Annotated in this window: 15 protein-coding genes and 1 tRNA gene; 5 read left to right on the top strand and 11 right to left on the bottom strand. The window is 66.2% G+C overall.

Annotation, left to right across the window (positions count from 1 at the left end; all coding sequences use genetic code 11):
* Positions 1 to 16: 16 nt before the first annotated feature.
* From AC1RQC_RS20140 to gloB, 9 genes are all read right to left on the bottom strand, one after another.
* Complete coding sequence (locus AC1RQC_RS20140) at positions 17 to 475, bottom strand: acyl-CoA thioesterase (protein WP_492373898.1); 459 nt, start codon at positions 473 to 475, stop codon at positions 17 to 19.
* Positions 472 to 2,145, bottom strand: coding sequence for an AMP-binding protein (locus AC1RQC_RS20135; RefSeq protein ID WP_492373899.1), 1,674 nt, complete (start codon positions 2,143 to 2,145; stop codon positions 472 to 474). The genes AC1RQC_RS20140 and AC1RQC_RS20135 overlap by 4 nt, the downstream gene beginning before the upstream one ends.
* A gap of 54 nt (positions 2,146 to 2,199) precedes the next feature.
* A complete protein-coding gene (locus AC1RQC_RS20130; RefSeq protein ID WP_492809153.1) occupies positions 2,200 to 3,363 on the bottom strand; it encodes an acyl-CoA dehydrogenase family protein in 1,164 nt (387 codons plus the stop codon).
* Positions 3,364 to 3,378: 15 nt separating this feature from the next.
* Positions 3,379 to 4,230 carry an enoyl-CoA hydratase family protein gene (locus tag AC1RQC_RS20125; protein ID WP_492809152.1) on the bottom strand — a complete coding sequence of 284 codons (852 nt, stop codon included), beginning with the start codon at positions 4,228 to 4,230 and terminating at the stop codon, positions 3,379 to 3,381.
* A 52-nt stretch (positions 4,231 to 4,282) separates the two neighbouring features.
* Positions 4,283 to 5,083: an SDR family NAD(P)-dependent oxidoreductase gene (locus AC1RQC_RS20120; protein WP_174423353.1), complete on the bottom strand. Its 801-nt coding sequence runs from the start codon at positions 5,081 to 5,083 to the stop codon at positions 4,283 to 4,285.
* Positions 5,084 to 5,085: 2 nt separating this feature from the next.
* Entirely contained in the window at positions 5,086 to 7,485 is a 2,400-nt protein-coding gene (locus tag AC1RQC_RS20115) for a bifunctional salicylyl-CoA 5-hydroxylase/oxidoreductase (protein ID WP_492809151.1), read from the bottom strand.
* Between the two features lie 199 nt (positions 7,486 to 7,684).
* A complete protein-coding gene (locus tag AC1RQC_RS20110) occupies positions 7,685 to 9,577 on the bottom strand; it encodes a propionate--CoA ligase (protein ID WP_492884413.1) in 1,893 nt (630 codons plus the stop codon).
* 250 nt (positions 9,578 to 9,827) lie between these two features.
* Positions 9,828 to 11,513 (bottom strand): transglycosylase SLT domain-containing protein, encoded by a 1,686-nt coding sequence (locus tag AC1RQC_RS20105; RefSeq protein WP_492809149.1) that lies wholly within the window; start codon positions 11,511 to 11,513, stop codon positions 9,828 to 9,830.
* A 202-nt stretch (positions 11,514 to 11,715) separates the two neighbouring features.
* The gene (gene gloB, locus AC1RQC_RS20100; protein WP_492373905.1) at positions 11,716 to 12,519 is read right to left on the bottom strand and encodes a hydroxyacylglutathione hydrolase; all 804 of its coding nucleotides are present in this window, start codon (positions 12,517 to 12,519) and stop codon (positions 11,716 to 11,718) included.
* A gap of 10 nt (positions 12,520 to 12,529) precedes the next feature.
* On the opposite strand from gloB, the gene AC1RQC_RS20095 reads away from it, so the two are divergent.
* From AC1RQC_RS20095 to AC1RQC_RS20080, 4 genes are all read left to right on the top strand, one after another.
* Positions 12,530 to 13,321 carry a class I SAM-dependent methyltransferase gene (locus AC1RQC_RS20095; protein ID WP_459371350.1) on the top strand — a complete coding sequence of 264 codons (792 nt, stop codon included), beginning with the start codon at positions 12,530 to 12,532 and terminating at the stop codon, positions 13,319 to 13,321.
* Between the two features lie 107 nt (positions 13,322 to 13,428).
* The gene (gene rnhA / locus AC1RQC_RS20090; RefSeq protein WP_150983353.1) at positions 13,429 to 13,866 is read left to right on the top strand and encodes a ribonuclease HI; all 438 of its coding nucleotides are present in this window, start codon (positions 13,429 to 13,431) and stop codon (positions 13,864 to 13,866) included.
* 74 nt (positions 13,867 to 13,940) lie between these two features.
* Positions 13,941 to 14,663, top strand: a complete 723-nt coding sequence (dnaQ, locus tag AC1RQC_RS20085; protein ID WP_492375980.1) for a DNA polymerase III subunit epsilon — start codon at positions 13,941 to 13,943, stop codon at positions 14,661 to 14,663.
* 132 nt (positions 14,664 to 14,795) lie between these two features.
* Positions 14,796 to 14,870, top strand: a tRNA-Val gene (locus tag AC1RQC_RS20080).
* Positions 14,871 to 15,038: 168 nt separating this feature from the next.
* On the opposite strand, the gene AC1RQC_RS20075 is transcribed toward AC1RQC_RS20080, so the two are convergent.
* A complete protein-coding gene (locus AC1RQC_RS20075) occupies positions 15,039 to 15,632 on the bottom strand; it encodes a ParB-like protein (RefSeq protein ID WP_492375979.1) in 594 nt (197 codons plus the stop codon).
* A gap of 313 nt (positions 15,633 to 15,945) precedes the next feature.
* Between AC1RQC_RS20075 and AC1RQC_RS20070 the strand changes: the two genes are divergently transcribed.
* On the top strand, positions 15,946 to 16,131 hold the full coding sequence (locus AC1RQC_RS20070) for a hypothetical protein (RefSeq protein WP_492884412.1): 186 nt from the start codon (positions 15,946 to 15,948) through the stop codon (positions 16,129 to 16,131).
* 307 nt (positions 16,132 to 16,438) lie between these two features.
* On the opposite strand, the gene AC1RQC_RS20065 is transcribed toward AC1RQC_RS20070, so the two are convergent.
* Complete coding sequence (locus tag AC1RQC_RS20065; RefSeq protein ID WP_459371356.1) at positions 16,439 to 17,260, bottom strand: IclR family transcriptional regulator; 822 nt, start codon at positions 17,258 to 17,260, stop codon at positions 16,439 to 16,441.
* Positions 17,261 to 17,448: the final 188 nt, after the last annotated feature.

The following is a 17,448-nucleotide window of genomic DNA, read 5'->3' as shown; positions in this document are numbered from 1 at the left end:
TTTGGCCGGCTTCGCCCTACGCCCCGGACGGGTACATCGGTGCGGCCGCCGGGGCATCGGGCGCCAGGAAGCGCTCCATGGCCGAGCGGACTTCCGGCGGCAGCGCGCGCGACGTCATCTGCGCGGTATCCACGCATACCAGCCGCTGCGCGATCTCCACCCGCACGTCCCCTGCCGGCCCGACAAAGCGCACCCGCAACGAAAAGCTGCTGCGACCCAGCTGCGTCACGCGCAGCTCCCGCGTCAACAATTCGCCCAGGCGACTGGGCGCGACAAAGCGGGTGGACAATTCCGCCGTCGGCACGCCGGCCCGCCCTGCGCCATGCATTTCGGCGAACGACCAGCCGAGCGCGTCGCGGAACCAGTCCTCGACCAAGTCGTTGAGCATCTCAAAGTAGCGCGGAAAGAACACGATGCCGGCAGCATCGCAATCCTTGAAGCGCACCCGCGCGCTGTTGCTGAAGAACGCGTTCACGGCTGCCTCGCACCCTCCGGTGCCCCGCCCTGCTCGGCCATCTGCCGCAGACGGAAACGCTGCAGCTTGCCGGTCTCGGTGCGCGGCAGCGCATCGACAAAAATCACCTTGCGCGGATACTTGTACGGTGCGATCTCGGCCTTGACGTAGGACTGCAGTGCCGCGCAAGTCTCGTCGCTTGCCGCCACGCCCGGGCGCAGCACCACATAGGCAGCAACAATCTGGCCGCGCTCGGGGTCGGGCATGCCGACCACGCCGCACTCGGCCACCGCCTCGTGGCGCATCAGCGCGCTCTCCACTTCCGGCCCGGCGATGTTGTAGCCGGCCGAGACGATCATGTCGTCGGAGCGTGCCTGGTAGTAGTAGTAGCCGTCGGCATCCGCCTTGAAGGTATCACCCGGCAGGTTCCAGCCGTCCTTTACATAGTTGGCCTGGCGCGGGTCGTCCAGGTAGCGGCATCCGGTGGGACCACGCACCGCCAGCTTGCCAACCGTGCCATGCGGCACGGGTTGCATCTGCTCGTCGACGATCTGCGCGATATAGCCGGGCACCACCTTGCCGATGGCACCGGGCCGCACGTCCGCGCCCGCGCTGGAAATAAAGATATGCATCATCTCGGTGCCGCCGATGCCGTCGGTCATCTCGATGCCCGTGGCCGCCTTCCAGCTCTGGCGCGTGGCGTCCGGCAGCGCCTCGCCTGCCGACACGCTCTTCTGCAGGCTGGACAGATCGTAGCCCGGTGCCAGCGCTGCCATCTGCCGATAGAAGGTCGGCGCGGTGAACACGATGGTGGCGCGCCAGGCCTGGATCAGCGCCAGCAGGCTTTCGGGCGTGAGCCGTTCGGCCAGCACGGTGGAAGCCCCGACCCGCAGCGGGAAGCACAGGATGCCGCCAAGGCCAAACGTAAAGGCCAGCGGCGGCGTGCCGCAGAAGATATCGTCCGGGCCGGGCTTGAGGACGTGACGCGGAAACAGGTCGCACATCGCGATCACGTCACGATGGAAATGCACCGTGCCCTTGGGCTGCCCCGTAGTGCCGCTGGTGAAGGCAATCAGGCAGATATCATCGGCCGCGGTATCGCAGGCTTCGAAGCGCTCGGGCTTGTTCGCCATCGCGGCTTCTACCGAACCGGCGCCGCTGCCGTTGAAGTACAGCGCCTGGGTCAGGCTCGGGCAATGGTGCTCGCCGCCTGGCTTGAGATTGGCCTCCAGCTCCTCGCGCAGGCGTTCGTCGCACAGCGCGGCGCTGACTGCCGCACGGTCGATCACCTGCTTGAGCTCCTTCGCGCGCAGCAGCGGCATGGTCGGCACTGCGATCAGGCCCGCCTTGACCACGGCCAGCCAGCACGCCGCCATCATCAGGTTGTTTGGGCCGCGCAGCAGCACCCGATTGCCCGGCACCAGCTTCATGTCGCCGGTCAGCACATGGGCAATGCGATTCGATAGCGCAGCCAGTTCGGCATAGCTGACGGTACGGTGCGCACCGTCTTGCTCGTAGCGGATTGCCACGCGCTCGCCGCGCCCCTCGCGCACGTGGCGCTCGACCAGTTCGAGCGCGCAGTTCATGCGCTCCGGATACCGGGTATCGGCGTTGAACAGGAACGCCGGCCACTGCTGCGGGGGCGGCAAGCGGTCCAGTGCATAGGTATCGAGGTGGGCTGTGCTCGCCATGGTTGTCTCCGCTTCCTTCATTCTGGTGATGCTGGTAAAGGTGGTGCGTTCTCGCTAAGCGCGGTGCTGCGCCAGCGTTTCGCGCGCGATGATCAGCTTCTGCACTTCGGTGGCGCCCTCGTAGATCCGCAAGGAACGGATCTCGCGATACAGGCTTTCCACGCGCGTGCCGACCTTGACGCCAAGGCCACCGAACATCTGCACCGCGCGATCAATCACCTGTTGCGCGTTCTCGGTGGCGACCATCTTGGCCATGGCAGCTTCGCGCGTGGTGCGCACGCCGGCCACATCGCGCAGCCACGCGGCGCGGTAGGTCAGCAGCGCCGCCGAATCGATGGCGGTGGCCATGTCGCCGATGGCGGCCTGCGTCAGTTGCAGGTCCGCCAGCACGCCGCCGAACATCGGCCGCGCGGTGGCACGGGCCAGTGCTTCGTCGAGCGCGGCGCGGCCAAAACCCAGCGAGGCGGCAGCCACCGACGCGCGGAAGATGTCCAGCGTCATCATGGCCACCTTGAAGCCCTGCCCTGCCTCGCCAAGCCTTGCGGTGACGGGCACCCGGCAGTTCTCGAAACGCAGCGTGGCAAGCGGGTGCGGCGCCATCACGTCGATGCGCTCGGCGATGGTCAGGCCGGGGGTGTGCGCATCCACGACAAAGGCGGAGATGCCGCGCGCACCCGGCGCCTCGCCGGTGCGGGCAAAGACGCAATAGAAGTCGGCGATGCCGCCGTTGGAGATCCAGGTCTTGACGCCATCGAGCACGTAGTGATCGCCATCCAGCACAGCACGGCATTGCATCGCGGCGACATCGGAACCGGCATCGGGCTCGGACAACGCGAACGCGGCAATCGCCTCGCCGCGCGCCACGCGCGGCAGGTAGCGTTCGCGCATGGCGTCGCTGCCGGCCAGCGTGATCGCGCCGCTGCCCAGGCCTTGCATGGCGAAGGCGAAGTCGGCCAGGCCATCATGGCGGGCCAGCGTTTCGCGCAGCAGGCACAGCGAGCGCGAGTCGAGCGTGTCGAGCGCGCCGCCGTAGGCGGCTGGCACGCAGTAGCGCAGCCAGCCGGCCGCGCCGAGCTGGCGCACCAGCGCTCGGCAGGCGGCATCGGTGTCGCTGTGGTCGACCTTGAGCGAGGCCGTGGCCCACGCATCGAGCCGTTGCTCTAGTTCACGGTGCGCGTCGTCGAAGAACGGCAGGCAGAGATAACCTTTGTCGGACATGGCTTGCTATTCCTTTCAGTCGCCTTCGAACACCGGGCGCGTCTTGGCCACGAACGCGTCGTAGGCGCGGCGGAAATCCCGGGTCTGCATGCAGATGGCCTGCGCCTCGGCCTCGGCCTCGATGGCTTCGTCCAGGCCCATATTCCATTCCTGGTGCAGCAGCTTCTTGGTCACGCCGTGGGCGAACGTCGGGCCAGCCGCAATCTGCGCGGCCAGTGCCTGCGCCTCGGCGAGCACAGCGTCCGGCGCATGCAGCGCATTGAAGAAGCCCCACTGCAGCCCTTCCGCCGCGGTCATCGCGCGGCCGGTGTAAAGCAGCTCGCTCGCACGGCCCTGCCCGATCACGCGCGGCAGCAGCGAGCAGGCGCCCATATCGGCGCCGGCCAGTCCGACCCGCACGAACAGGAAGGCGGTCTTGGCCTGCACCGTGCCCAGACGCATGTCCGAGGCCAGCGCCATCATCGCGCCGGCGCCAGCGCAGATGCCGTCGACGGCGCTGACGATGGGCTGCGGGCAAGCCCGCATGGCCTTGATCAGGTCGCCGGTCATGCGCGTGAATTCCAGCAGCTCCGGCATGGTCATGCGCGTGAGCGGGCCAATGATCTCGTGCACGTCGCCGCCGGAGCAGAAGTTGCCGCCGGCGCCGGTGATGACCACCGCCTTGATATCGGTGGCGTAGCACAGGCCGCGGAACAGGTCGCGCAGCTCGGCGTAGGAATCGAACGTGAGCGGGTTCTTGCGCTCGGGGCGGTTCAGCGTCACAGTGCCGACCTTGCCGTCGGCCGAGACCGACCACAGGAAGTGCCGCGGCTGGTAGCCGGCGAAGCTGCGCTTGTGGTGGCGCATGTCCAGTGCTATCTCACTCATCTCGTTTCTCGCTTGTTCGTTCTGATTCTGGTTGGCTTGCATGCGTTGGCGATCAACCCGCCATGACTTCGCCGCCGGCCACGGCGATCGACTGCCCGGTAATCGCGCTGGCCGATGGCTGGCACAGCCACGCCACGGCGTCCGCGACTTCGTCGGGCTGCACCAGCCGCCCCTGCGGATTGCCCTTGGCCAGTTCGGCGCGGGCCTGCGCCTCGGTACGGCCGGTCTTGCGCACGATGTTGGCGACCGCGTCGCGCACGATGTCGGTTTCCGTATAGCCGGGGCAGACCGCATTGACGGTGACACCACTGCTCGCCGTTTCCAGCGCCAGCGCGCGGGTCAGGCCAATCACGCCGTGCTTGGCCGCGCAATAGGCGCTCACATAACCATAGCCAACCAGCCCGGCCGTGCTGGCCACATTGATGATGCGGCCCCAGCCGTTGGCGAGCATGTGCGGCAGCGCGGCCTGCGTGCAGAGAAAGGTGCCGGTGAGGTTGACCTCGAGCATGGATTGCCATAGCGCAAGATCGGTCTTGCCGAACGGCGCGCTGCGCGCCTGGCCGGCATTGTTGATCAGCAGGTCGATGGGCCCGGCCTTGCCGGCGGCGTCGGCAAAGGCCGCTGCCACGCTGTCGGCCTGCGAGATATCCGCCGCCACAGTGCAAAGCATGGCGGGCGACACGACCGCCTCGGCCAGCGTATCGGCGGTGGCCGCCAGCGTAGCCGCGTCGCGGCCCAGCAGGGTTACGCTAGCGCCGTGCGAGAGCAGGCGGCGCGCGATGGCAGCGCCGATGCCGCGCCCGCCGCCCGTGACCAGCGCGTGCCGGCCCTGCAGGGAAAGATGCGCATTCATGCTCAGTGATCCTCCGGCTGGCGGGCTTGCTGGGCTTGACGGGCTAGTTGTGCCGCTCGCTCCAGATTGGTCTCGAGCTGGCGCTTGCCGGCCTGGTATTGCTTGGGCCAGGCCAGGTCGCGATGCCCCAGCCGCGCCGCCTCGTGAATGGTCCACGCGGGATCGGCCAGGTGCGGACGGGCAATCGCGCACAGGTCCGCGCGGCCGGCGGCGATGATGCTGTCGACGTGATCCGCCTCGAAGATCGCGCCAACAGCGATGGTGGCGATGCCGGCTTCGTTGCGGATGCGGTCGGCAAACGGCGTCTGGTACATGCGGCCGTACACCGGTGCCTGGTCCGGGCTCACCTGCCCGGACGAGCAGTCGATCATGTCGGCGCCCGCGGCCTTGAAGGCGCGCGCAATCTCGATCGCGTCGTCGGGCGTGATCCCGCCTTCGACCCAGTCGTGGGCCGAGATCCGCACGGACATCGGGCGCTCCTGCGGCCATACGGCACGCACGGCGGCAAAGACTTCCAGCGGGTAGCGCAGCCGCGCTTGCAGCGAGCCGCCGTATTCGTCGCTGCGCTGATTGGTCAGCGGCGAGATGAAGCTGGAGAGCAGGTAGCCGTGGGCGCAGTGCAGTTCCAACCAGTCGAACCCGGCTTGGGCAGCGCGCCGCGCGCTGGCCACGAAATCGTCGCGCACGGCGTCCATATCGGCGCGGCTCATCTCGCGCGGCACTTGCGAGATGCCCGGCATATACGGCAGCGGCGAAGCCGACAGCACGGGCCAGTTGCCTTCGGCGAGCGGATAGTCCATCTGCTCCCAGCCGAGTTGCGTGGAGCCCTTGCGCCCGGCGTGGCCGATCTGCATGGCGATACGTGCGTCGCTGTTGGCATGCACGAAATCGACAATGCGGCGCCAGGCATCGCGCTGCTCATCGTTCCACAAGCCCGGGCAGCCCGGGGTAATGCGCGCATCCGGCGAGGTGCAGGTCATTTCCGCCACCACCATGCCCGCGCCGCCGAGCGCGCGCGCGCCCAGGTGCGTCAGGTGGAAGTCGCCCGGCACGCCGTCCTCGCAGGAGTACATGGCCATCGGCGACACCACCACGCGGTTCTTCAAGGTGACATTGCGCACGCGGTACGGCGTGAACATCGGCGGCACGGCGCGAGCCTCGGCCGCCTGCCCGGTGCTGGTGGCCTTGGCGACGTTGGCAGCCGCCTGCCCCGCCAGCCAGCGCTCGAAACCCTCGACATAGCCGGGGTCTCGCACACGCAGGTTCTCGTGCGAGATGCGCTGCGAGCGCGTCAGCAGCGAATAGGCGAACTGCTCCGGCGCCAAGCCCGCGTAGCGCTCGACATTTTCGAACCACTCGGTGGAGTTGCGCGCGGCATTCTGGATCTTGAGCACTTCTACGCTGCGGGTGGCCTGGTAGCGCTCCAGCGCCTGCGGCAGCACGTCGGCGCCGCCCGCGCCGGCATCGCGGATATTGTTGGCCAGGTCGATGGCGTCTTCCAGCGCCAGCTTGGTGCCGGAGCCGATCGAGAAATGCGCGGTATGCGCGGCGTCGCCCATCAGCACCACCGGCACGCGGCGGCCATCGGCCAGCGTGTTCCAGCGCACCCAGGTGCCGCAGATCACGCGGGGGAAACGAATCCAGTTGGCGGAGCCGCGCAGGTGCGTGGCGTTGCTGATCAGCGCATTGCCATCGAGGTAGCGGGCGAACAGCCGTTCGCAATAGGCCACCCCCTCCTCCTGGCTCATCTGCTCGATGCCGGCGGCACGCCACACATCTTCGGGCGCTTCGACAATAAACGTCGACGTGTTGTCGTCGAAGCGGTAGGCATGGGCCTGGAACCAGCCGTGCTCGGTTTTTTCAAAGGCGAAGGTGAAGGCGTCAAACAGCTTGCGCGTGCCGAGCCAGACAAAGCGGCACAGCCGGGTATCGATATCGGGCTGAAAGGTCTCGGCATAGCGCCCGCGCACGCGGCTGTTGATGCCATCGGCGGCAATCACGATGTCGGCCTGGTATTGCCGCGCCAGTTCCTGGTCGTCCGTCACGTCGGTCTCGAACACCAGGTGCACGCCGAGCGCCTCGCAACGCGCCTGCAGGATGTTGAGCAAGCGCTTGCGACCGATGCCGATAAAGCCATGCCCGCCGGAGCGCAGGGTGCGCCCGCCGATATGGATATCGATATCGTCCCAGTGGTTGAACGCCGCGTTGATCTGCTCCGCGCTGACCGGGTCGGCCTGCTTGAGGTTGTCCATGGTGGCATCGGAGAACACCACGCCCCAGCCAAAGGTGTCATAGGGCCGGTTGCGCTCCACCACGTAGACCTCGTTGGATGGGTCCCGCAGCTTCATCAGCAAGCCGAAGTACAGGCCCGAGGGGCCACCGCCGATACAGAGCACTCGCATTTTTTCGTCTCCTGCGTGCCGGCGTGGCCCCTGGGATTCTGAGTTCCAGGAGAACCGTGCGGCACATGCGATGCGCCGGTAGCGCATCTAGATCATGCTTAAATATTTGATACTTAAAATATTAGTCGGCATGCGGCCCCCTGGCAAGGACAATCTTTTGCGCAGTGCAGCGCCAGCCGGAAGGCGGGCGCCCCTGCCTTCAGCCTTGCATCGCCGTGTGCAACTGCGCGAGTGCGGTGGGATCCTCAATCGTGGTCAGGTCGCCCGGGTCACGCCCTTCCGCCACCGCTTGCATGGCACGGCGCAGCAGCTTGCCGGAACGCGTCTTGGGCAGCGCGTTGACGAAGAACACGCGTGCCGGGCGCGCCACTGCCCCCAGTTGCTGGTCCACCGTCTTCATCACATCGGCCTCCAGCGCCAGCCGGTCTGGCTGGGTGGCGGTATGGCCCGCATCGCGCACGATCACAAAGGCCATCGCCACCTGGCCCTTGAGCGCATCGTGCACACCCACCACCGCTACCTCGGCCACTGCCGGGTGCGACGAAATGCTCTCCTCGATCTCGCGCGTGCCAAGACGGTGGCCCGCCACATTGATCACATCGTCGGTACGGCCGAGGATAAAGATATAACCATCCTCGTCCTGCACACCCCAGTCGAACGTGGAATAGCAGCGCCGTCCCGGCACGCCGGACCAATACGTCTTGACGAAGCGTTCGTCGTCGCCCCATACCGTGGTCATGCAGCCCGGCGGCAGCGGCCCGTCGATGGCGACCACGCCCTTTTGCCCCGGCGGGCATTCGGCCCCGGTGGCCTCGTCGACGATCTTCAGGTCGTAGCCGTACACCGGCACGCCCGGCGAGCCGAGCTTGGCCGGCAGCGGGTCAAGGCCGCGCTGGATCGCGATGATCGGCCAGCCCGTCTCGGTCTGCCAGTAGTTGTCCACCACCGGCTTGCCGATGCCCTGCTGGATCCAGCTCGCGGTGGGCTCATCCAACGGCTCGCCGGCCAGGAACAGCAGGCGCAGGCTGGACAGGTCGTAGCGCGTGAGCCAGGCCGGGTCCTGCTTCTTCAGCACGCGAATGGCGGTGGGCGCGCTGAACATGATGTTCACGCGGTACTGCTCCACCAGTTGCCACAGGATGCCGCCGTCCGGGCGGATCGGCGTGCCTTCGTACATGATCGTGGCCATGCCCGCCAGCAGCGGCCCGTAGACGATGTAGCTGTGCCCCACCACCCAGCCGATATCGGAACTGGAGAACATGGTGTCGCCAGCCTTGCCGCAGAAGATGTACTCCATCGAGGCCGCCAGCGCGACCGCGTAGCCGCCCGTATCGCGCTGCACGCCCTTGGGCTTGCCGGTGGTGCCGGACGTGTAAAGCACGTAGGACGGCTCGCTCGATTCGAGCCATACGCACGGCACGCGCGCCGTGCCAACGCGCTCGCGCCAGGCGCCATAGTCTTCATCGCGGCCAGGCGTGAGCGCCATCGGGGAAAGCTGGCGATCCACCAGCAGCACGCGCTCCGGCTTGTGCGTGGCCAGTTTCACCGCCTCGTCCAGCAACGGCTTGTAGGGCACTACCTTGCCGGCGCGCGAGCCGGCATCCGCACTGACGATCACGCGCGGCTGCGCATCGTCGATGCGCGCGGCCAGGCTCACCGAGGCAAAGCCGCCGAACACGACGGAATGAATGGCGCCAATGCGCGCGCAGGCCAGCATGGCAAACGCGGCCTCGGGAATCATCGGCATGTAGATCAGCACGCGGTCGCCCTTTACCACACCCAGCTGCTGCAGGATTGCGGCCATGCGGTTGACCTCGTCGTGCAATTCGGCATAGCTGCAGGTGCGGTGCAGGCCGGTTTCAGTCGATACGTAGATCAGCGCGGCCTGGTCCGCGCGCTCGGCCAGATGACGATCGACGGCGTTATGGCAAAGATTGGTGCGGCCACCGACGAACCACCGGGTGAATGGCGGGCAGCTGTCGTCCAGCACGGTGTCGAACGGGGTTTCCCAGTCGATGCGGCGAGCCTGTTCAGCCCAGAAGCCTTCGGGGTCGCTCAGCGAGCGGGCGTGCAAGGCACGGGGAGCCGTCATGGCTTGTCTCCTCCGCTTGGATGCGGGTTATTGGTTTGTTTGTGGGGTTGTTTGTTGGTTTATTGATTTGCTGTCGCTAGTTTGCCACCACCGGGGCGGCATGGCGCCTGGCATGCCGTGGCCGATCCGAGCCACTGGTTCCCGCAGTCTGCGCATGCCGCCTTACGCAAGGCTTACCCACAATGCGCCGCACCAGGCAAAAGGGCGTGCCATTGGCACGCCCTTGATCTGGCTCAAACCCACTACCGCTTTAGCGCGCGTGCGCCTTGGTCTTCGCCGGCCCCGCCGCTGATTTGCTGGCCGCCTTGGCACTGGCCGGCTTGGCGCTGGCCTTGGCTGCCGAAACGGTCGGCGCAGGCTTGGCCGATGACCTTGCCGTGGCCGCGGCGCCCTTGCGCGGCGCGGCCTCGACCGTCACGCGCTGGCGCGGCGCGGCGCGCCCCTTGGCCGTTCCCCGCGCCGGCTCGGCCCGCACCGGGACCAGCGCGGTAGCGGTGGGAGCCGGCTCGGGCGCGCTGACGAAGCGGGAGCGCGCCGGCACCATCAGCACCAGGCTCTGCCCCGCCACCAGCTTGGTGCCGGAGAGCTTGTTCCAGGACTGCACCTGGCCAGCCGACACGCCATAGCGATGCGCAAGCGTTGCCACCGTATCGCGCCGCCCGGCCCGCACCACCACGCGGCGTGCGTCCGGCACGTCTGGCTCCATGGCCATCGTGGCGCTTTCAGCCAGCGTGGCGCTGATGTCCTGGTTGTGATCCTCGGAGCGCGGCACCACCACCGTGGAGCCGGCCTTCAGCCGCATGCCTTTGGGAATGCGGTTGATCTCGCGAATCGTGTCCGCATCGATATTCAGCCGTGCCGCCAGTGCCTCGATGCGCTCGCGGTTATCCACCGTCACGGCCGTCCAGCTCGACAGGCCGCCACGGTAGGTGTTCAGGTTGTACTGGAAGCGCTCGGCGTTATCGAAGGGCAGCAGGATCTGCGGATTTGCCGCGCCCAGGATCACCGGCCGGTTGAAGGACGGATTGAGCGCCTTGAACTCGTCGAGCGGCAGGTTGGCGAGCTTGGCCGCCAGCTTGACGTCGATGTCGCGCGAGGTGGTCACCGTGACAAAGTACGGGTGATCCGGAATATCCGGCAGCTTCACCCCATACATCTGGGGATTGGCAATGATGTTCTTGACCGCCTGCAGCTTCGGCACGTAATAGCGCGTCTCGTTGGGCATGCTCAAGCTGGCGTAGTCGGTCGGCAGCCCGCGCGCCTGGTTGCGCGCGATGGCGCGCGACACCGCGCCCTCGCCCCAGTTATATGCCGCCAGCGCCAGTTGCCAGTCGCCGAACATGTCGTACAGCCGCTGCAGGTAGTCCAGCGCCGCGTCGGTCGAGGCCAGCACATCCCGCCGCTCGTCGCGGAACATGTTCTGCTTCAGGTTATAGCTCTTGCCGGTGCTGGGAATGAACTGCCACATGCCGGCCGCCTTGGCGGTGGACTCGGCCTGCGGGTTGAACGCGCTCTCCACGAACGGCAGCAGCGCCAGCTCCGTGGGCATTTTGCGGCGCTCCAACTCCTCGACAATGTGATAGAGGTAGCGGCTTGAGCGCCCCACCATCCGTTCCATGTATTCCGGGCGCTGCGCGTACCACTGCGTGCGATCGTCAACCAGCGTGCCTTCCAGGTCCGGCATGCCGAAGCCGCGGCGGATGCGGTCCCAGATGTCGCTCGACGGCCCGCGCAACCAGTCCAGGCTGTCGCGGTCCACGTTGATGACACCTGCGCTGTTGATCGAGTTGAGCGGATCAGGCTTGGAAATCGCGGGCCTGGAAGCGGAGGCGGTCGCTGTGGCGCCATCGGCGCCCTCGGGCGGAGTGGGCGTGCTGGCACACGCTGCAAGCAGCGCGGCACACGCAACTACCGCCAGTAATCGACCAATTTTCATTAAGTTCTCAAATCGTGACGCTAAAAATTTGCCTGATGCTAAGAAAAAGCGGCTTTCGCGTCAATGAAATTCTCCCTGCCGCGGCACTGGGCCGAGGCCGGCTGGGACGTATCGGGTACGTGAAAAACGCCGTCCCGGCCAAGCGCGCCCAAGGCTTGCGGGCGCACGGAAGGACGTAACGGCAAGCGGGGATCAGCGCAAATCAGCGGAAATTATCTTTCCAGCCACGCAGCGCGCCAAAGGCCGCTGCGTCATTGCCGGCCACCCCGCCGGCGTGGGCCGCCACCGCCTCGCGCACCGCGGGCACACGCGAGCGCAGGAAGGGATTGACCTCGCGCTCCTGCCCGATTGTGGTCGGCACGGTCGGTGTGCCGACCGCGCGCAACGCATCCACCCGTGCCTCCCAGGCTGCCAGCTCGGCATTATGCGGCTCCACCGCGCGGGCGAACCGCACATTGCTGCGGGTGTACTCGTGGGCGCAGTACACCCGGGTGGCGCCGGGCAGCGCCGCCAGCTTGTCCAGCGACGACAACATCTGCGCCGGCGAGCCCTCGAACAGGCGGCCGCAGCCGCTGGCAAACAGCGTATCGCCACAGAAGACCGAAGGCCCTGCGCCCGGCAGGTCCGCCACGTACGCGACATGGCCGGCGGTATGGCCCGGCACGTCGAGCACCTTGAGTTGCAGCGACGGGTGCACCACGTTCACGGTATCGCCCTCGCGCACCGCCACGGTACGTGCGCCGATGCGCTCGCCGGCCGGGCCAATGACCGGCAACGGGGCGCCATCCGGCGCGGTGGGATGCGCCGCCAGCAACCCGGCCACCCCGCCCTGGTGATCGCCATGGTGGTGGGTGATTACAATAGCGCCCAGCGTCAGCCCCTCGCGTGCCAGGAAGGCTTCGACCGGCGCGGCTTCGCCCGGGTCGACCACGGCGGCGCAGTGACCGTCGTGGATTGCCCAGATATAGTTATCCTGGAATGCGGGAATCGGCTCCACCTTCAACATGCGTGCTCCTATGTCCAAGCGTCCGATTATAAATTGGGAAGACTGGCTTGCCTCGCCTCCCGGGCAATACATGCTCGAGTGGGAGCAGGCGCAGTACGACCGGATCGTGGTGGATATCTTCGGCTACCACGCGGTGCAGCTCGGCCTGCCGCACATCGACACCCTGCGCGAGAACCGCATGCCGTTCTCCGCACTGGCCCTTGCCCCCGGCAACGGACCCCACGGCCCACGGGCACAGGCCGATTCGCGTCAGTTGCTGTGCCGCTTCGACGAACTGCCGTTCGAGACGCAAAGTATCGATCTGATCACCCTGCCCCACATCCTGGAGTTTTCGGAAGACCCGCACGAGGTGCTGCGCGAGGTGTCCCGCGTGCTGATGCCGGAAGGCCGGGTGGTGGTGACCTGCTTCAACCCCATGAGCCTGTGGGGCGCCCGCCAAGGCCTCAAACGGCTCGGCGCCGACCCCTTCCTGCCCAACGACAGCCAGTCCATCGGCTTCGTGCGCATCAAGGACTGGCTCAAACTCCTGGGTTTCGATATTATCCGCGGCCGGTTCGGCTGCTATTGCCCACCGTACCGCACCGAGCGCTGGCTGCAGCGCGCCGCCTTCATGGAGAAGGCCGGCGACCGCTGGTGGCCGATCTTCGGTTCAGTCTATATGATCTCGGCGGTCAAGCGCGTGCGCAATATCCGCCTGGTCGGCCCCGCCTGGAAGAGTCCCAAGGCTGCGCTGTCGCCAGTCGCCGCGCCGGTGGCAACCCCCACGGGCACCCACGGCAAGTCCCCCGGCGACGAGCATTAAGCGCCATCCAAGCGCTGCCGCCCCCCCAATCACCCCGGTTGGCCCCGCCTCATCGCGGTGCCACCCTTAGCTTAGCCAATACCCAATACCCAATGGAACCCAGCGAAATCGAAGACGTCATCATCTATTCGGACGGCGCCTGCAAAGGCAACCCCGGGCGCGGCGGCTGGGGCGCCGTGCTGGTGTCCGGCACCAACGAGAAAGAGCTGTTCGGCGGCGAAGCCCTCACCACCAACAACCGCATGGAAATGACGGCCGTGATCGAGGCCCTGCGCGCGCTCAAGCGCCGCTGCCGGATCAAGGTCTACACCGACTCCCAATACGTGCAGAAAGGCATCGGCGAATGGCTGCCGGGCTGGAAGGCCCGCGGCTGGAAGACCGCCGACAAGAAGCCGGTAAAGAATGCCGACCTCTGGCAGGAAATGGACAAGCTCGCGCAGCAGCACGACATCACCTGGCACTGGGTCCGCGGCCACAACGGCCACCCCGGCAACGAACGCGCCGATGCCCTTGCCAACCGTGGCGTCGACTCGCTCAAGGGATAAAGCCGGCCCCGTACCGCCTCATAGCGCCCCACACCGGCCCGACTTCCCCCGCCCCACCGGTTAGAATGCCCGCCATGCGACAGATCGTTCTCGACACAGAAACCACCGGCCTGAGCGCCGCCACCGGCGACCGCCTGATTGAAATCGGCTGCGTGGAGCTGCTCAACCGCCGCCTCACGGGCAGGCATCTGCACTTCTACGTCAACCCGGAACGCGATATCGACGAAGGCGCGATCGCGGTGCACGGCATCACCGTAGACTTCCTGGCCGACAAGCCCAAGTTCGCGGAAGTGGTCAACGAGATCCGGGACTTCGTCCAGGACGCCGAGCTGATCATCCACAACGCGCCCTTCGACCTTGGCTTCCTCGACATGGAGTTCAAGCTTGTCGGGCTGCCACCGTTTCGCGAGCACGCTGGCAATGTGATCGACACCCTGCGCGAAGCCCGCCAGATGTTCCCCGGCAAGCGCAACTCGCTGGACGCCCTGTGCGACCGCCTGGGCGTCAGCAACGCCCACCGTACCCTGCACGGCGCATTGCTCGATGCCGAGCTGCTGGCCGAGGTCTACCTCGCCATGACGCGCGGGCAGAACTCACTGGTGATCGACATGCTCGACGGCGGCGGCGCCGAGAGCGACGCAGTGGCCGCCACCGACCTCTCCCGCCTCGACCTGCCCGTGCTGATGGCCAGCGAAGATGAAGCCACCGCCCACCTGGCGGTGCTCAAACAGCTGGAAAAGGCGAGCGGTGGCAAAGTCGTATGGAAGGAAGCACCGCCGGCGAGCGAAGCCGCATAGACGGGGCAAGATTGCCGGCCGAAAGTAGCCAACGGATTTTTTGCAGAAATTTCCAGGAAGGGCTTTACAAGATACAACGGCGCTGACATAATCTTGTTTCTCTGCAGCACAGCAGTAACAGCGCAGCAGCAGGGGTGGTTAGCTCAGCGGTAGAGCACTGCCTTCACACGGCAGGGGTCACAGGTTCAATCCCTGTACCACCCACCAAATTAGTGGCTAGCAACTGCCTACGTTGCCGAAAAACCCAGACAGCGAAAGCTCTCTGGGTTTTTTGTTGCCCGGTATCGGCCAACGCGCCAGGCCGGGAGAGTCAGCTCGGCCAATCATTTGCCGAGCCCCTGCTGCTGACTCTGGTGCCGCTTACCCTGGTGCTGATTACGCTGCGTATCCGGGCAGGCCGACAGCCAGCTTGCCTTTTGCCAGCGTGATGCCTCGCCGGACCGCTGCGTGAAAGTCGGCGCTAAGGTCCTCGACGGCGATGGCGCGGCGAAAGAAGTCCGCCCACACGAACTCCGCAAAGGCGGTAGGCGTCTTGGTGTAGCCACCAGCGTCCCGGACATACCCGGCCAGCGACCGATATGGATCGTCGACCAGTTTCTCCAGGTGATGGGGAACCGCAGCGTAGCAGTGCCGCACGCCGTGTTCGTCCAGGGGATGAACCCATAGGCTCTTATCCATCTGCACCCAGAAATCGTCCTGCGCGCAAGCCGACAGATCGGCTTCCACGGTGAAAAATCCACTGGTGACGCCGGCCTCCAGGGCAGCCCGCCCGAGATGATGGTGATCGGTGATGTAAAGCTTGCCGCCCGGCCCGTTTACCGCCGGGATCGGATGGGCCTGCAGGAACTCGCGCTGCTCCGCAGGCTTTAGCGAGGCCAGGTGTTTCTTCTTGTCCTGCACTTCGATCATGCCCACCGTCAGTTGCGTCGGGTGGAGTTCGTGAATCAGGGATTCGCGGACCGCTGCCATGTTGCCCTCCTCTTCATTCTTCCGCACAGGTTCTGCACAAGGCAAGATTAGCAGGCATATCGCCAACGATCAGAACGAATAAGGGCTTGGGTGCGCGGGAGGCAGCCAAGCCGGATGCGGGTTTCGCTCGCCGTCAGGTGCGCCGGTAGTGCCGCCGGCAATGCCGGACAGGTCTTCCCCGCACCTTGGGTTCGCGATGAAAGATGGCCCGGATCGCGAACGCGTACACCCCGACGATCAGCAGGGCAGCGACAAGGAGGGGGAGAACCGGCATGACGGACTCCGATCGGGCCTGCTCCAACGCTCACCGGCCATGGCCGCCACCGTTATGACCACCGCCGCCATGACCGCCGCCATGACCACCGCCATGACCACCGCCATGACCCTCCCCATGCCCCTCGCCGTGGCCGCCATGACCATGGTGACCATCACCGCCGTGGCCACCACCATGGAAGAACACGGCACCACCCCCATAAAACCCGGGCCACCAGAGCCGTAGTCATAGTAGGGGCCATAGGGGTAAGCGGGATAGTAAGCGCCGTAAGGATAAGTGCCTTCGGGCGGATAGCCGTAGCCATAGCCGTCATATGCAGGCACTGCCGCGCACCCGGCCAGCGTCATGGCCGCAACGATTGTGAGGATTTTGATACATGTGCCCATCGCCAATTCCTGACGCGTTCGTGTAGTTAGACACGAATTTCCAGTGCACATTCCAGGTCCCCGCCTGGCCCAATGCCGGATATGCGCGGCCAGGGGAAGTCGCGGTGCTTGCCCGTCACTACTAGCCGACAAGGCTGGCCGGCGCCCTACAAATTAACTACGGCTCCACCTTCCGACGGCCGATAGTCCAGCAACCGGGATAGCTCCCCCGCCGCACTCCTCACCTGTTCCACCATGCCATCGAGCCGCTCCGGATCGATCCGCGAAGCCGGGATGGTGGCGCCAAGCGCCGCCACTACCTTGCCGCTGCGGTCCCGCACCGGCGCGGCGATGGTCGAGATGCTGGTTTCGAAGAAGCCTTCCTGCAGCACGTAGCCGCGCTGGCGGTCGCGCTGGACCATGTCGAACAGGGCTTCGACGGTCTTGGGCGTGCTCTCCGAGAAAACTTCCAGCTGCGGCTCGGGATAGAGTTCACGCAGTTCCGCCAGCGTCAGGTCTTCAAGCAGCACGCGGCCAAGCACGGTGGCGTGCGCCGGCAGCCGGGTGCCGACGTTGACCGAGCTGGCGAACGGCGTAGGCGCCACGGACTTGGCCACGTAGACGATGGAGCGGCCGTCACGCACCACCAGGTTGCATGGGAAGTTGATCTCGTCGCGCAGGCGGTCCAGCAGTGGCCGGCCGAGTTCGGTCAGCTCCAGCGAGGCGAGGTAGTCAAAGCCAAGACGCAGTACCGCCATGCCGAGCCGGAATTCACGGCCGCCATCGGTGCGCTCGACAAAGCCCATCATCTCCAGCGTGGTCAGCAGGCGGAACACCGTGGAGCGCGGGACCTGCAGCCGGCGCGCCAGCTCGGCGGCAGACAGGGTCCGCTCGTTGCGGCTGAACTCGCCCAGCAGGCGCAGGCCGCGTTCCAGCCCCGGCACGATGTACTTGTCCTGGAGATCGGTAGGCTCGAGGGCATCTGTCATGGTGATATCTCTGCGAATGAGTACTTTGGCGTGCTATATGGTAACGGCTTTGGCTTCGGCCCTGCCCTGCCCTGCGGCCCGGCCGGTGCGGATGACGCACCTTGCATCCCGATGCGCCGCCCGCGACTGTCCGATATAACACGCCCTGCATCTATCCTCCAGCACTTCCATCACCGAAGCCGCGCATG

Source organism: Cupriavidus sp. GW822-FHT03E04, from assembly GCF_058801495.1.
Note: the sequence above shows the minus strand (reverse complement) of the source record. Positions and strands in the feature narration are given on the sequence as shown.

Bases quoted from the DNA above. Each gene is read 5' to 3' on its own strand.
- AC1RQC_RS20110 (WP_492884413.1), bottom strand. From the start codon at position 9,577: ATGACGGCTCCCCGTGCCTTGCACGCCCGCTCGCTGAGCGACCCCGAA.
- AC1RQC_RS20105 (WP_492809149.1), bottom strand. From the start codon at position 11,513: ATGAAAATTGGTCGATTACTGGCGGTAGTTGCGTGTGCCGCGCTGCTT.
- AC1RQC_RS20135 (WP_492373899.1), bottom strand. From the start codon at position 2,145: ATGGCGAGCACAGCCCACCTCGATACCTATGCACTGGACCGCTTGCCG.
- AC1RQC_RS20095 (WP_459371350.1), top strand. From the start codon at position 12,530: ATGTCCAAGCGTCCGATTATAAATTGGGAAGACTGGCTTGCCTCGCCT.
- dnaQ (WP_492375980.1), top strand. From the start codon at position 13,941: ATGCGACAGATCGTTCTCGACACAGAAACCACCGGCCTGAGCGCCGCC.
- AC1RQC_RS20070 (WP_492884412.1), top strand. From the start codon at position 15,946: ATGGCCGCCACCGTTATGACCACCGCCGCCATGACCGCCGCCATGACC.
- AC1RQC_RS20065 (WP_459371356.1), bottom strand. From the start codon at position 17,260: ATGACAGATGCCCTCGAGCCTACCGATCTCCAGGACAAGTACATCGTG.
- AC1RQC_RS20125 (WP_492809152.1), bottom strand. From the start codon at position 4,230: ATGAGTGAGATAGCACTGGACATGCGCCACCACAAGCGCAGCTTCGCC.
- AC1RQC_RS20120 (WP_174423353.1), bottom strand. From the start codon at position 5,083: ATGAATGCGCATCTTTCCCTGCAGGGCCGGCACGCGCTGGTCACGGGC.
- AC1RQC_RS20075 (WP_492375979.1), bottom strand. From the start codon at position 15,632: ATGGCAGCGGTCCGCGAATCCCTGATTCACGAACTCCACCCGACGCAA.
- gloB (WP_492373905.1), bottom strand. From the start codon at position 12,519: ATGTTGAAGGTGGAGCCGATTCCCGCATTCCAGGATAACTATATCTGG.
- AC1RQC_RS20130 (WP_492809153.1), bottom strand. From the start codon at position 3,363: ATGTCCGACAAAGGTTATCTCTGCCTGCCGTTCTTCGACGACGCGCAC.
- AC1RQC_RS20115 (WP_492809151.1), bottom strand. From the start codon at position 7,485: ATGCGAGTGCTCTGTATCGGCGGTGGCCCCTCGGGCCTGTACTTCGGC.